The 14749-nt window shown below is 69.0% G+C and carries 7 protein-coding genes; 2 read left to right on the forward strand and 5 right to left on the reverse strand.

Features of this window, described 5'->3' with window-relative positions; all coding sequences use genetic code 11:
* On the reverse strand, window positions 1–4358 hold a 4358-nt coding region (locus VF536_RS24550; protein ID WP_331617561.1), incomplete at its 3' end, for a C80 family cysteine peptidase.
* A gap of 190 nt (window positions 4359–4548) precedes the next feature.
* On the reverse strand, window positions 4549–6462 hold the full coding sequence (locus VF536_RS24555) for a glucokinase (protein ID WP_331617563.1): 1914 nt from the start codon (window positions 6460–6462) through the stop codon (window positions 4549–4551).
* A gap of 347 nt (window positions 6463–6809) precedes the next feature.
* Here VF536_RS24555 and glk point away from each other — a divergent pair, with 347 nt between their 5' ends.
* On the forward strand, window positions 6810–7835 hold the full coding sequence (gene glk, locus VF536_RS24560) for a glucokinase (protein WP_331617564.1): 1026 nt from the start codon (window positions 6810–6812) through the stop codon (window positions 7833–7835).
* A 262-nt stretch (window positions 7836–8097) separates the two neighbouring features.
* Complete coding sequence (locus VF536_RS24565; RefSeq protein ID WP_331617565.1) at window positions 8098–10878, forward strand: TonB-dependent receptor; 2781 nt, start codon at window positions 8098–8100, stop codon at window positions 10876–10878.
* A 78-nt stretch (window positions 10879–10956) separates the two neighbouring features.
* Here the strand turns inward: VF536_RS24565 and VF536_RS24570 are convergent, their stop codons facing one another.
* The 3 genes from VF536_RS24570 to VF536_RS24580 form a co-directional block, all read right to left on the reverse strand.
* On the reverse strand, window positions 10957–13062 hold the full coding sequence (locus VF536_RS24570; protein ID WP_331617566.1) for a glycoside hydrolase family 13 protein: 2106 nt from the start codon (window positions 13060–13062) through the stop codon (window positions 10957–10959).
* Between the two features lie 130 nt (window positions 13063–13192).
* Entirely contained in the window at window positions 13193–14464 is a 1272-nt protein-coding gene (gene mltB, locus VF536_RS24575; RefSeq protein WP_331617567.1) for a lytic murein transglycosylase B, read from the reverse strand.
* Window positions 14465–14500: 36 nt separating this feature from the next.
* A partial coding sequence (locus tag VF536_RS24580) for a hypothetical protein (RefSeq protein WP_414710444.1) occupies window positions 14501–14749 on the reverse strand: 249 nt, incomplete at its 5' end.

The following is a 14749-nucleotide window of genomic DNA, read 5'->3' on the forward strand; positions in this document are numbered from 1 at the left end:
CGCAGCGCGTCGACATCGGCGGGCGACGGTCCCCAGCCGGCTGTGTCCACCTCGAAGGTCGCCGCGATCGTGCTGGCACGCTGCTCGATCGTCAGGGCACCGGCGGGGTCCGACGACCAGCGCGACCGTGCCGGGAGCGTCTCCGGGCCCACGGTCGACGGCGTGTCCGGGTCCGAGTCCGACCCCCTGGCCGACACCGTGCCCGAATCCGAATCCGAATCCGAATCCCTGAACGACACCGTGTCCGTGTCCGAATCCGGATCGCGCACCGATATCGTGTCCGACTCCGACGTGCTCTTCGACGAATCCCAGTTCGGTCGCCACGCATCGGAGGGCGGCGTCGGGCCGACAGCGGCGTCGTCGTCGACGTGCTCGAGGCGCACGGTGACGACGCCCTCGATCTCGAGCCGTCCGTCGACCAGCCGCACCTGTGAAGGCAGCGCATTCAGCGATTGCCCGTCGGCGCTCACATGGTCACGGGCCATCCAGATGTCCATGTGGCGCAATGCCGCGTCCTGACGCGCCCGCATCGCCGGATCCGCCGGATCGCCCAGGGCCGGGACCCGCCAGCGTCGCTTGTCCCGGGCGTCCATCGCGAGTTCCACGATTCCCGCGGCGCGATCCAGGCGCTGCACCATCCGGGGCGCCAGGGAGGACAGCAGCGGCAGGGGGAGCGTGTCCGTCACCGGACCCAGCGCATGCCAGCCGAGCGCGGACTGTCGCACCCATCCCGAGATCAACTGATCGACGAAGTGGTTCATCACGCGCTCGAGCCGGACGCCGGCATCGAGGATCGCCGGTGTCGCGGCGGGGGCCGCGCGCAGTGCGGCCAGGAGCGTGGACATCTCCGAGCGCCGGCGCTGCCAGGAGACCGCTCCCATGACGATCCCGCGTTCCGGCAGCGGGCGTGCGGCCAGGCCCGCGAGGTCGTCGACGATGGCCTGCCCGAAACCCGCCAGACGCGCGCCTGCCTGCGCCTCGGGTGAACCGGGCTGCTGCCCGGTGCCGGCGGGCACGGACGCGACGAAGCGCTTCCAATGGCCGCTCAGGGCGCTGATGAGCACGTCATCGCGCAGACGTGCGACACGCTCGTTGACGGGGTCGAAGAAGAGGCCCGCCAGCAGGCGTGTTGCGCCGGCGGGACTGGTTTCGTAGCTGCCGTCGGCCAGGCCTCTCCAGTGGACGCCGTCGTCGTCGGCGTCGACCGGCAACGACGCCGCCACGAAGCTCAGCGGACCGATCACGCCGGTGACGCTCAGCAGGCGGAGCCGTTCCAGCGCGGCCAGCCTCAGCCCGGCGTCGATCCGCAGGGCTCGGTCAGCGTCGGATCCGCGCGCCTGGAGCACGGGGTCGAGCCGGACCGCGAACGGCCGATCGGGACCGTTCGACTCGAGGGCTTCGCCGAAGAAGGCCGCGAGCGCACGACCACGGACCGTGCGTGTCTCGGCGGTGGCGTCGGCATGACCCACGAGAAGCCCGCCCACGTCGTCGACGAGGCCCTGGAAGGACCGGGTCGCGCGCGCGCCGGCGCCGGCGTCGCCCTGATCCTGACGTTCGGCCTCGACCAGCGCGGCGTAGACCTGCCCCATCTGCAAAGGCCGCTCGTCCAGGATGGCGTCGAACAACTGCGCCGTCAGCTGTCGCAGGGCGGCGGACGTCAGCGGCGCCTCGATGTCCGACAAGGGCAGGCGGTCGAGGGCCTGGCGCAGGTCGGACCTGAGCGGCGAGGACAGCGTCGCGTCGTCGGGCCACGATGCGGTGAGCTGGTCCAGCGTGTGCGCGATCACCGCGGCACGCCCGACATCGCCCGACGTCGTCGCCATCGGCGACGGGGACAGCGAGGTCGTGTGGACGGGTGGTCCGCCGCCTGTCCGGTCGGCTGTGATCGACGCCGGGGGTTGACGCAGGGCATGGATGTAGGACTCCGCGAGGGACCTCGATGCCTGGCAGGTGGTGTCGTCGACGAGCCCGTCCATGAGCGAGAGCAGGTTGTCCTTCAGCGTGGTGAGCGCTTCCAGCGCCTGCTCCGTCGCCCGGGGCGGCTCGCTGCCGGATGAGACGAAGGCCGTCAGCAACGAGCGGTGAGCCTCGGCCAGCGGCGCGAACGAGCCGTCGAACATGCCGGTGAGCACGTGAGCCGCCGCCTCGTCCAGGAGCCTGGCCGACGCGTCGTCAAGGTGGCGGGCCGAGTCGCCCGAAACGGCTTGCCGGAACTGGAGGCCGGGACCATAGAGGCGCTGGGCGACCCGTCCGAGCGCGACGCTCAGGCGGCGTCTTGCCTCCGTGGTCGTCGCGACGCGGGGAGGCTCGCCGACGAACTTCGCCTGCAGCTCCTGTGCGATCGCCGTCGAGCGGCGATCGAGGGCCCAGAGCGCCGTTTCGGCGGTATAGAGCGAAGCGCGCGTCGATGCGCCCCGGGAGCCGTCGGTGTCCCCCATCAGGCGAATGATCATGTCATCGCTCATCGGCACGTCCTCCCCCGCGCCGCCCTCCGGATACTTGTCGGTGCGCTGCACCTGGCCGTCCTCGATCCAGTATTGCCAAGTGATGTTCGAGGCCTTGCGCTGCGCTTTCCCCGGGTCGTCGGTGGTGGAGACAATGCGAGAGCGGGCGAGGATGGCGGCATGAGGATCGATCAGCACGGCCATGGTGGCCGCATAAAGCGTGGTCCGCATGCCCTCCAGCGCCCATCCTTGTGCCTGGGCCGACTTCGCGAACTCGCCACCGAAGCTCTGGTCGAAGACCGGCGACTCCAACGCGCAGCCGAGCAATCGCGTACGTTCGACCTCCGAGATCGCGCCGGGATGCTGGCGCTTCACGTCCCTGAGCAGTCGACCCACGGCGCCGGCCAGCGCTTGAGGGGAGTAGCCAGCGCAGAGCGCCTGTTTCGTCCTGGGATCCATGCCGCCATGACCGGCGACCATGAGCTGGACCGGTCTGGCCACCGTGTCGTGGGCGGCCGCCGCCAGCAACTCCTGGCCGAAGCGGGTCGTCCAGGATCCGTCTGCCGCCAGGCGGATCCAGACCATGCTGCCTTTGCCCTCGTACTGACGCAGCAGGTGAAGCCCCATCCAATCCATTGCCGCGTCGTTCTCGAGTGCGACGTAGAGGCGCAATGCGTCTGGATGTTTGCCGGAACCGGCCTCCGGGGCCAAGGGGCCCGAGGCCGGCGGCAGATTCATCTTGTCGGCCCAGCTGTCGACGGGACCGGCTCGCACGGGGGACGAGCCCGAGCCACTGGTAGCACGGAAGGCGCGATGGACCGCCGCGTGGTCAAGGGTCCAGTGGCCGGACGGATCGGCGCTGGCCAGCACCAACTGGCCGGCCTTGAAGTCGTTCTGGTCGAGCGACAGGGCTGCGGGCCAGAACTTGGGGGGGACCATCGACAGACCGGTGACCCGGAGCAATCGTTCAAGGGTCAGCAGCAACTCGTTCTGCGACAACGCGGTCTCGGCCGTGGCGGCGGGGAAACGGATCGTCGTCCCGACGCCGCCGGGCTCGGCGGCGGAGACCTCCAGGCGCCCCTGTGTGCGCCACAGCTTCCAGCCTTCCTCGCCGATGTTCCACTTGGAGAAGAGTTTGGACAGGACCGTCTCGGCCGGGAGCGGCGATGGACGGCCGGGCATGTCGGGCATGAGCGCGCGCATCGGGTCGTCGCTGGACCAGGACCAATGTCCAGCCCAGGGCTTCCAATCGGATGAGGCCAGCGTCGCCGGATCGATGCTGATGAAGCGGATCGGCCCGATGACGCCCTGACGGGCGAGCGCCTCCAGCGCGGGGTACAGCGCCTTCAGCGCCTGGACGTGATCGGCGATCCCTGGGTTGCCGGTCTGGGCCAGGTTGCGCCGCAGTCCGTCGATGTCGATCACCAGCGGCGCCCCGCCCAGGCCGCTTGCCAGGGCCGCGCGAAAGAGTCGCAAGCTTGCCGCCTTGCGGTGCGCATTCACCGCGAGTGTGGGGTTGGCGTCGATCCGTCGCGCCAGCAGGTCGAGGAACTTCAGGGCGAGCGCCGTCGATGACCTGATCTTGATCGATGGCATCGAGGCCATCCGCAGGGATGTGTCAACCTTGAGCGGATCGATCTCGCCGAAGGGGCCGATGGGCATGTCGACGAGCTGATCAGCCTTCGCATACAGGAAGCTCCCGGCAATGCTCTCCAATCCGCGCGCGATGGTGTGGCCGCCCTGCGCGATGTCGATGCAGGTCTCGATGAGGTCGGACTTCAGGTCGGGGTTTGCGGACCTTGGAAGGTCGCTCATCAGGGTTTGCAGATGCGTGCGCAGGTCCCGCGTGACCTCCGGGGTGTCGCGCATCCACGCCTCGGGCAGGTCCAGGGCCTCCGCGACGGCAGCGAACAAGCCGGTCTCTGCCTCATGTCTGCGGGCGACGAGACGATCGGCTTCTTGGTTGGCAGCGGAATCAGGCGTAGGGAGCGGCATGGCACGGCACTCATGGTGAGAGTAGAAACCTCTCAGTCATGTGACGCGACCCTGCATCCGACAACAGGCCCCGACAGGCCTTCAGGGGCTCCGGCAGGAGCCGTTCACATCAACGGCTGTGCGCCGTCAATTTCGCCAGCGGCGACGCCAGGCTGATGCCGGGAGCCGCGCGGCGCGCGCTGGGGCGGCCGTCCTCGTCGGTCTCGTCGAGTTCCGGATGCGCAGCGCCCAGCGCCAGTCCCGACGCCCCCGCGTTGTCACGCCGCATCGCGACGCCCACCGCCAGCATGTCGATCACCAGCAGGTGCAGGATGCGGCTGATCATCGGCAGGTGCGTGGCGACATCCTCGACGTGATCGACGATCAGCGCCGCGTCGGCCTTCTTCGCCAGCGGCGACTGGCTCGCGGTGATGGCCAGCACGTGCGCGCCGCGTTCGCGCGCCGCGTCGGCCACCGCGATCAGCTCGGGCAGCTTGCCGCTGCTGCTGATCAGCACCGCCACGTCGCCCGCCTTGAGCGTCTGCGCGGCCAGCAACTGCAGCCGCGGCTCGACGTACGCGTTGCACGCGACACCCAGCCGCAGGAACTTGAACTGCGCGTCCTGCGCGACCACGCCGTAATGGCCGATGGCGAAGAACTCGATGCGCGATGCCTTGAGCAGCAACTCGATGCTGCGGTCGATCATGTCGCGGTTGAGCTGGCTGCGCACCTGCAGGATCGCCGAGGCGGTGTTGCCCAGCACCTTCTCGCCGAGTTCCACCATCGAGTCGGCCTGCGTCACCTGCGTGTGGCTGACCGGCACCGTGCCGGTCAAGCCCGAGGCCAGCCGCAGCTTGAAGTCGGACAGCCCCTCGCATCCCAGCGAGCGGCAGAAGCGGATCACCGTCGGCTGGCTGACGCTGGCCGCGCGGGCGATCTCCGCGATCGGGTCGTTGAGCACCTTGCGCGAATGCGCCAGCACGTGGTCCGCGACGCGCTGCTCGGCCGGCGAGAGGCCGTCGCGCGCGCGCCGGATCTGGCTCACGATCGCCGAGGCGCCGCCGCTGGTCTGCAGGCTGCGCAGCTGCGCCTCCAGGATCGCCGAGGCACCCTTGAAGGTCGCGTGCTCGGCCGTGATCACGAAGGTCGGGATCGCGGTCACGTAGTCGGAGAAACGGCCCTTGTCCTCGAAGCGCGCGCGGAAGCGCGAGCGGTCGAAGTACTCGCCCAGCCGCGGCACGATGCCGCCGCCGATGTAGATGCCGCCCAGCGCGCCCAGCGTCACCGCCAGGTTGGCCGCCGCCGTGCCCAGCAGGGTGCAGAAGAGGTCCAGCGTCGCCTCGCAGACCGGGTCGGCGGCCTCGAGCGCGCGCGCGGTGATGTCCGGCGCGGTCAGCGGCTCCGACGGCTGCTTCAGGTAGTCCGCCATCGCCCGGTGCATCAGCTCAAGACCTGGCCCCGACAGCAGGCGCTCGAAGGAAACGTGCTCGTACTCGTTCCAGGCGAAGCGCAGCAGCGCGATCTCGCGCTCGTCGCGCGGCGCGAAGTTGGTGTGGCCGCCTTCGGACCCGAGCGAGATCCAGCCCTCGCCGGCCGGGATCAGGCCCGACACGCCCAGGCCGGAGCCCGAGCCCAGCAGGCCGATCACGCTGTGCGGGCGCGCCTCGCCGCCGCCGATCTGGCGGATCTCGCTGCCGCGCAGCCGGGGCAGGGCCATCGCCAGCGCGGTGAAGTCGTTGACCACCACCAGCGTGTCCAGACCGAGGCGCTGACGCGCTTCTTCGATCGAGAACTGCCAGTGGTAGTTGGTCATGCGCACCAGGTCGCCCTCGACCGGGTTGGCGATCGCGATCGCCGCGTGCGCCACCTTCAGCTGGCGGGGCAGCCGGTCCATGTAGGCGCGCACGGCGGCATGGAAGTCGGCATGCTCGGCGCAGCGCAGCAGCGCGATGTGCTCGAACTCTCCCGGAGTGGTTTCCAGGGCGAAGCGGGCGAAGGTGCCGCCGATGTCGGCGATGAGCCGGGGACTGTCGAATTCACGCATGAAGCGGCGATTATGGCGCGCCGTCCCGTGCCTTCCGGAAGGGTTCGCCCTAGCCGCGCGCCGGGATGGTGGCGTTTCTGTGTGTAGCGTGACTACAGCGCGGCAATCCGGCGAGAATCGCCGACGCTGGAGGAAAAACTCCTTCAAAGACAAGCAATTGAGCGCGAGAGGCGAAGCGGTGACGTCGCGGGAGAAGTGGCCTGGGAACGACTTGGCAACACTTCTCTTGTGCGAGTGATGTAGTTTTGCTACCTTGCGCGGATTCGCCGCGAATGCGGTCTCGGACGGGCCCCGGCGGCCCTCCCCAGTCAGAGAGCAGGACAAGAACAGTGCAAGCAGAACAGGGTGTGAATCAGGGTGTGGATCAGCAGGTGGCGGTGGTCCGGGCGGCGGACGCCGCGGGCTACCCGTGGCTGGTGGCGGACATCGGCGGCAGCAACGCCCGCTTCGCCTGGGTCGACGGGCCGGGCAAGGGCGTGGATCACGTGCGCAAGCTGCCGGTTTCCCACTATGAGTCGCTGCGCGCTGCCGCCGAGGCCTATCTGAAGGAACTGGCCGGTCTGGGCGTGTCGGCGCGGCCGAAGCGCGCGTCGCTGGCCTTGGCCACGGCGATCAACAGCGATCGCATCGAACTGACCAACAGCCACTGGACGTTCTCGCGCAGCCAGTTGCAGGCCGAGCTGGGCCTGGATGAACTGCGGCTCCTCAACGACTTCGAGGCCCTGGCGCTGTCGCTGCCGGGGCTGCGTGCGGACCAGGTCGCGGCCGTGCCGGGCCCCACGCTGGCGACGCCGCACGGCACGCTGGCGGTGATCGGTCCGGGCACCGGCCTGGGCGTGGGCGGTGTGATCGAGACCTCGGGCGGCTGGGTCGCCCTGGCGGGCGAGGGCGGTCACATGACGCTGGCGCCGACCAACGACTATGAGAGCGAGCTGCTCGCCGCCGCGCGCAAGGAGTTCCCGCACGTCTCCGCCGAGCGCTTCCTGTCCGGCGTCGGCCTGCCGACGCTGCACGCGGCGGTGGCGACGGTGGCCGGCCAGCCGTCCGCGCTGCGCCTGACGGCGGAGCAGATCGTCGAGGGCTCCTTGTCCGGCGACGCCATCTGCGCCCAGACCATGGACCAGTTCTGCGCCTTCCTCGGCAGCTTCGCCGGCAGCGTCACGCTGGCGCTGGGGGCGCGCGGCGGGATGTACATCGGCGGCGGCATCGTGCCCCGGCTGGGGGAGCGCTTCTTCCAGTCGTCCTTCCGGGCACGCTTCGAGGCCAAGGGCCGCTTCACCCCTTATCTGGCCTCCGTGCCCTGCGTGCTGATCACCGACACGCTGACCGCCTTGGCCGGCGCAGCGTTCGCGCTGGAGCAGTCGGTGCGCTGAACCTGTAGTTCGGGTCAGAGCTGGTTGTAGTCCAGCTACATCACGTCCTGTTAACGGCGGCCCATGAGGCCGCCGTTTTTCATTTCTCCTCCCTAATTCGCAGGTTTCTCAGTAGAAACCCGACGTAACTTCGTCGTTTTTCCGCCATGAGGGCTGTCGTTTCTGTTGTCCAGGGTTTGCGAGAGCTTGGATCATGATCTAGTTTTAGTACAGAATTCTTTTCAGAACGTTGGGTACCGCCGTTCAAACAGGAGACAAAGAAATGAAGACATCGCACGCCTCGCGCGAGTTGTTCCGGGTGCAGCCCGTCGCTGCCGGTTGCCTGATGACGCTGGCCCTCATGGCCGGCGCCGCGCAGGCGCAACAGGTTCAGACGGAGGCCGACAAGGCCGCCGCCGAGAAAGCCGCCGCCGACCGCCAGCTGGAAACCGTGACCGTCACCGGCATCCGCCGCGGCATCGAGGCCGCGATTTCGGTGAAGAAAAACTCCGACTCCATCGTCGAGGCCGTGTCGGCCGAAGACATCGGCAAGCTGCCCGACGTGTCGATCGCCGAATCGATCGCGCGCCTGCCGGGCCTGTCCGCCCAGCGCGTGGCCGGCCGCGCGCAGGTGATCTCGGTCCGCGGCCTGTCGCCGGACTTCGCGACCTCGCTGCTCAACGGCCGCGAGCTGGTCTCCACCGGCGACAACCGCAGCGTCGAGTTCGACCAGTACCCGTCCGAGCTGCTCAGCGGCGTGGTCGTCTACAAGACGCCGGATGCCGGTCTGGTCGGCCAGGGCCTGTCGGGCACCATCGACATGCAGACGGTCCGTCCGCTCAACTTCAGCAACCGCGTCATCACGCTGAACGCGCGTGGCCAGCGCAACTCGCTGGGCTCGGCGGCCAACGCCAGCGCCAACGGCAACCGCCTGAGCGCCAGCTACATCGACCAATTCGCCGACCGCACCATCGGCGTGTCGCTGGGCTACGCGCATCAGGAGACGCCGACGCAGGAAGAGCAGGTCGGCCTGTACGAACCCTGGGACACCTCGGGCCGCACCGGCCTGCCCGCGGGCACCTACAACTCGGGCGGCATCAAGGCGCTGCGCCGCACCGGCAAGACGGAGCGCGACGCGCTGATGGGCACGGTCGAGTTCCGTCCGACCAAGAACTGGACCAGCGTCGTCGACGGCTTCTGGACCAAGGCCAAGGCGGTGGACACGGCCAACCAGTTCGAGATGAGCATGACCTGGAACGGCAACAACGCGCCGCTCGACTGGTCCGGCGTCACCACCAACGCCGCCAACACGCAGACCGGCGGCACGCTGCTGAACGCCTACCCGCTGGTGCGCGGCATGTACAACAAGCGCGACGACAAGATCGTCGCGACCGGCTGGAACAACAAGCTGAAGTTCGATAGCGGCCTGTCGCTGACGGCCGACTTGAACTACTCGCGCGCCACGCGCAACGAGATCAACCTCGAGAACAACACGCAGCTGCTGTCGGCCCCGGGCGCGGTCCCGCTGGACAACGTGAAGCTGGCCTTCAACTCGGGCGACTTCTCGCAGATCGTGCCGGGCCTGACCTACTCCGACCCGACCAAGCTGTACCTGCAGAACACCATCTACGGCTCGGGCTACGGCAAGACGCCCAGCGTCAAGGACGAGCTGACCGGCTTCAAGCTGGTGGGCAACATGCCGGCGCCCGCGGCGGTGAACGGCTGGTTCTCGGACTTCGACCTCGGCGTGAACTACGCGGACCGGTCGAAGAAGAAGCGCCAGCCTGAAGGCGGCATCAACGTCGGCGCGCAGGGCAACACGGCGATCGGCTCGGACCTGCAGTACAGCCCGGTGGACCTGAGCTTCGCGGGCCTGGGCATGATCCCGGCGTGGAACGTGCCGGGCGCGGTCGGCCGCTACATGACCTTCAACCCGACGGACACGGAGAGCTACCTGATCTCCAAGGCCTGGGACGTGAAGGAGAAGGTCGCGACGGTGTTCTTCAAGGGCAACATCGACTCGTCGGCCTTCGGCATCCCGATGCGCGGCAACGTCGGTCTGCAGGTGATCCACACGGACCAGTCGTCGCAGTCGAACTACTTCGACGGCACGGCGCCGGCGGGCCAGCAGGTCAAGCCGCTCAACGGCGGCAAGAAGTACACGGACTACCTGCCGGCGCTGAACCTGGCGTGGTCGCTGGCGGATGACCAGACGCTGCGCTTCGCCGTCGCCAAGCAGATGGCCCGCGCGAAGGTGGACCAGCTGCGTTCGGCGCTGGACTTCGGCGTCGATGCCGCGACCGGCAAGCCGGGCGCGAGCGGCGGCAATCCCGAACTCGATCCGTGGCGCGCCAACGCGGTCGACCTGTCCTGGGAGAAGTACTTCGGCTCCAAGGCCTACGTGTCGGTGGCGGGCTACTACAAGGATCTGCGCAGCTACATCTACACGCAGGGCAACGACCGCTACGACTTCTCGCGCTTCGTCGCCGGCTACACGCCGCAGCCGGGCCAGCCGGACGCGCTGCCGATCGGCACCTACACCGCGCCGTACAACGGCCAGGGCGGCAAGCTGCGCGGCATGGAGCTGACGGCCTCGCTGCCGTTCAACCTGTTCAGCAAGTCGCTGAACGGCTTCGGCATCGTCGCGAGCGCCAGCTTCAACAGCAGCAACATCCAGATCAAGGATCCGGAGAGCGCGAGCAGCGTGGGGTCGGGCAACATCTCGCTGCCGGGCCTGTCCAAGCGCGTGTACAACCTGACCGCGTACTACGAGGCCAACGGCTTCGAGGCCCGCATCAGCCAGCGCAAGCGCTCGGACTTCATCGGCGAGATCGGCAACTTCAACGGCGCGCGCACGCTGCGCTACGTGGTCGGCGAGAGCATCGTCGACGCGCAGATCGGCTACAACTTCACCGAGGGTCCGCTGAAGGGTCTGGGCCTGCTGGCGCAGGTCAACAACCTGACCGACGAGGCCTACCGGACTTATGCGGCCACGAAGGACCGTCCGCTGGAGTACATCAAGTGGGGCCGGACCTACCTGATCGGCGCCACGTACAAGTTCTGATGAGCCTCTGAACCGGCCCGGTCCGGTTCAACGAAGGATGCAGCCCCGTCCGGCGTGAGCCGGGCGGGGCTTCTTTCATTAGTCTCCGACGAGCGCCCGTCCCGTCATCGGCCCGATCTCGATCAGAAGCTTGCCGTTGGCCGCCGCCTTCATCGTCGGGCCGGGCGTCATCGCATCGATGAAGGGCGTGCCGCGCAGCGCGGGCGGCAGCGTCAGTTCGACGCGCATCGGCTCGGCGGCGTTGTTCATCGCGACGATCGCGTTGCGCTGGCCGTCCTGGCGCAGCAGCACGATGACGTGCTCGTCCAGCCACAGCGGTGCCGACAGCGTGCCGTGCCGCAGCACCGCCTGCGCATGCCGCAGCGCCACCAGGCGCTTGAACTGCTCACGCAGCGCGAGGTCGGGCTTTCCGCCTTCGTCGGCCCACGGATAGGGCGCGCGGTTGTACGGGTCCTCGCCGCCGCCCAGGCCGACCTCGTCGCCGTAGTAGATCGTCGGCGCGCCCGGGTAGCTCATCTGGAAGAACACCGCCAGCAGCAGCCGGCGCTTGGCCTCGGCCACCTTCTCCGGCGGGCTGTCGTCGCGCACGCCGAAGTGATGCAGTGCGCGCGGCTGGTCGTGCGAGGACAGCAGCGTCATCGACGCGAACAGCGACGGCGCCGGGTAGGACTCGCGCAGCAGTTCGAGGTTCTGGTAGAGGCGCTCCGCGTTGCCGCCGGCCGCGTAGTCCAGCACCGTGTTGCGGAAGATGTAGTTCATCGTCGCGTCGAAGGTGTCGCCGAGGAAGAACTTGCTCGCGTCGAACCAGGTTTCCGCGATCGTCAGCGCGCCGGGCTGGTGGCGCTTCACCGCGACGCGCCAGGCGCGCCAGAAGTCGTCCGGCACCCACGGCGCCACGTCCATGCGCCAGCCCGCCGCGCCACGGTCCAGCCAGAACTGCATCACCCCGTCGCGGCCGAAGGCGTAGTCGCGGAACGCGCGGCTGGACTTGTCCAGCTCGGGCAGGTCCTTGATGCCGATCCAGGCGGCGTACTGCTCGTCCGGCTGGCTCTTGGAGAGATCGAACTTGAACCAGCTCGCGTAAGGCGATGCCGGATTGGGCTTGCCGTTGTCGAAGGCGCCCCCAGCGGGGAAGTTGCCGAAGCGGTTGAAGTAGGGCGAGTCCGCGCCGACGTGGTTCAGCGAGGTGTCCGGGATCACGCGCAGGCCGCGCTTGCCGGCCTCGCTGGTGAGGCGCTCGAAGTCGGCGTTGCTGCCGAAGGCCGGATCGATGCGCTTGTAGTCGCCCGTGTCGTACTTGTGGTTGCTGGCGGCCTGGAACACGGGCGTCAGGTAGAGCGCGTTGGCGCCCAGGTCGCGGAGGTCGTCGAGCTTCTCGATGATCCCGGCGAGGTCGCCGCCGAAGAAGTCGTTGTTGTAGACCGCGTCGGAGCCGTCGCCGCTGCCGGGCTTGTACGGGCGGTCCAGCCAGCGCGGATGGCGCTCGATGCCGTGCTCCTGGTACTTCGCCTTCCCGACCTCCGGGTCGTTGGCCTTGTCGCCGTTGCGGAAACGCTCGGGGAAGACGTAGTAGTAGACGAGGTCGCGCGCGAAGTCCGGCACGGCGAAGTCGGAGGCGTGGATCGTCTGCCGGTAGCGGCGGATCGCGAAGGGCGGGATCGGTCCCTTGGCATCGGACCCCGCGGGCATCGGCGCGACGGCGCCGGGGCCCATCGAGCCCTTCTCCTTGGTCCAGTAGATGGTGTCGGCGTTGTTCTGCACGACGTAGCGCGCGCCGCCGACGGTGGCGATGAAGTAGTAGCCGTAGACGCCCGGTCCGCCGAAGCGGTGGCGCGCCTTCCACACGTCGCGGCCGGCGGCGGCTCCGACGCCGGTTCCCGCCTTGTGCAGCGGCACGCGGGCTTCCTCGGCGTAGGCGATCAGGTCTTCATTGCCTTCGACGCGGCGGCGCTCGATGACCAGCTCGAGCTTCTCGACGCCGGGCAGGGCGGTGAGCTGGAAATCGATCCAGGTCTTCGCGGGTTGGGCGCCGAAGGGCTTCTTGAACTCGGCGAGGCGCGAGTCGTAGCGCAGGCTCGCGGCGATCGGCGACAGCGCGGGCGCGGGCATGGAGGCCGAGGAGGCCGGCGTATCCGCGGCTTGCGGCACAGGCGCCTGGCCCGACGCCAGGACAGGGACGAGCAAGGTCGCGCACAACAGGTGGCGACGAAATGGAGGCAGGGCGCGCATGCGCCGACGCTAACGCGAAGCGACGCCGGTGGATGCTGGTGTTTCCTCCGGCCCTGGGCCTCGGCGCCCCCTCAGCGAGGGGCGATCACCTGCCGCTGGCCGCACCCGACGCTGGCGTCACTCCGGTTGTCCCGGTCGATCCGGTCGCGCTGGTCGCCCCCGTCGCCTTCCTCCAGCTCACCAGCGTGCTGGCGAACTCGATGACCGCCATCGCGTAGTAGCTGCTCTGGTTGTAGCGGGTCACGGTGTAGAAGTTCTGCGTGCCCGCGACGTACACCGGCGCGGCGCCGCCCATCTGGAGTTCGATCAGCGCGAGCGGTCCGTTGTGCGCGCGGCCCTGCGGCGAGAGCTGCGCGCCGACCGATTCGAACTGCCGCGCGTCCAGCTGCGGCAGCACGTCGCTGATCAGCAGCTGCGCCCGTGCCGCCGTGTCGTTGGGGACTTGCACCTCGTAATGCGTCGGCATGCCGCGCTGCCAGCCGTGCTCTTTCAGGAAGTTGGCCACCGAGCCGATCGCGTCGACCGGGCTGTTGATCAGGTCGACGTGGCCGTCGCCGTCGAAGTCGATGGCGTAGCGCCGCCAGCTCCCCGGCATGAACTGGCCCCAGCCGATCGCGCCCGCGTACGAGCCCTTCATCGACATCGGATCCAGGCCGTTCTCGCGCGCCAGGATCAGGAACTGGCGCAACTCCTCGCGGAAGAAGGGGCTGCGGTCGCGCGCGCCCGGCGGCAGCGGCGAGGGGTAGTCGAAGCTCAGCGTCGCCAGCGCGTCCAGCACGCGGAAGCCGCCCATGATGCGGCCGTAGAAGGTCTCCACGCCGATGATGGACGCGATGACCTCGGCCGGCACGCCGTAGGCCGCCTCCGCGCGCGCCAGCGCCGCCTCGTGCGTCGCCCAGAAGGCCAGGCCCGCCTGCAGCCGCTGCGGCTCGACGAAACGCTGCCGGTACGCGCCCCAGTCCTTCGCCTGTCCCGGCGGCCCGGGCAGGATCAGCCGCTGGACCGTCGGCTGCGGACGCGCGAGCGCCAGCACCGCGCGCAGTTCCTCGCGCCGGTAGCCGAGCGACTCGGCCTGCGCATCGGCGAAGGCCATCACGTCGGCGCGGTCGCCGTATTCCGGCAGCACGGCGGGTTTCTTCGCGGGCTTCTTTGCCAGCTTCACAGCCTTCGCCTTGGACGCTGCGTGTGGGGCAGCGTGCGAGACGGCAGGGGACCCGGCAGGGGCCGGCGACTGCGCCATCACCGGCGTTGCCGCCAGCGCGGCCATCAGCGGCGAGGCGATCATCGCGGTCTGCAGGAGCGTGCTCAGGAACACGCGACGGGAAGGGGAACTGCGGGTACGGCGGAAGGCGGTCATGCGGGCGGTCAAGGGATCAGCGGACGGATCAACGGATCAGCGGGTCAGGCCTTGCCGGAGCTCGGCGCATTGCGCCGCGAACAGGCGTTGCCATTGTGACGTGGCCGCGACGAGGTCCTGCCGATAGCGTTGCGCTTCCAATTGCAACAGCGACGCCGCCACGGCCTCGGCCCGCGCGCCATGGCGCTCGACAAGCGCGGCCGCCCAGCGGCGCGGGGTCTCGTCGTCGCGGGTGGGCAGGCCCAGCCGGTCCAGCTCTCGTCGCACCCGCAGGCGCTGGCGCGA

It is taken from the genome of Roseateles sp. (assembly GCF_036486225.1).
Lineage (GTDB): Bacteria > Pseudomonadota > Gammaproteobacteria > Burkholderiales > Burkholderiaceae_C > Roseateles.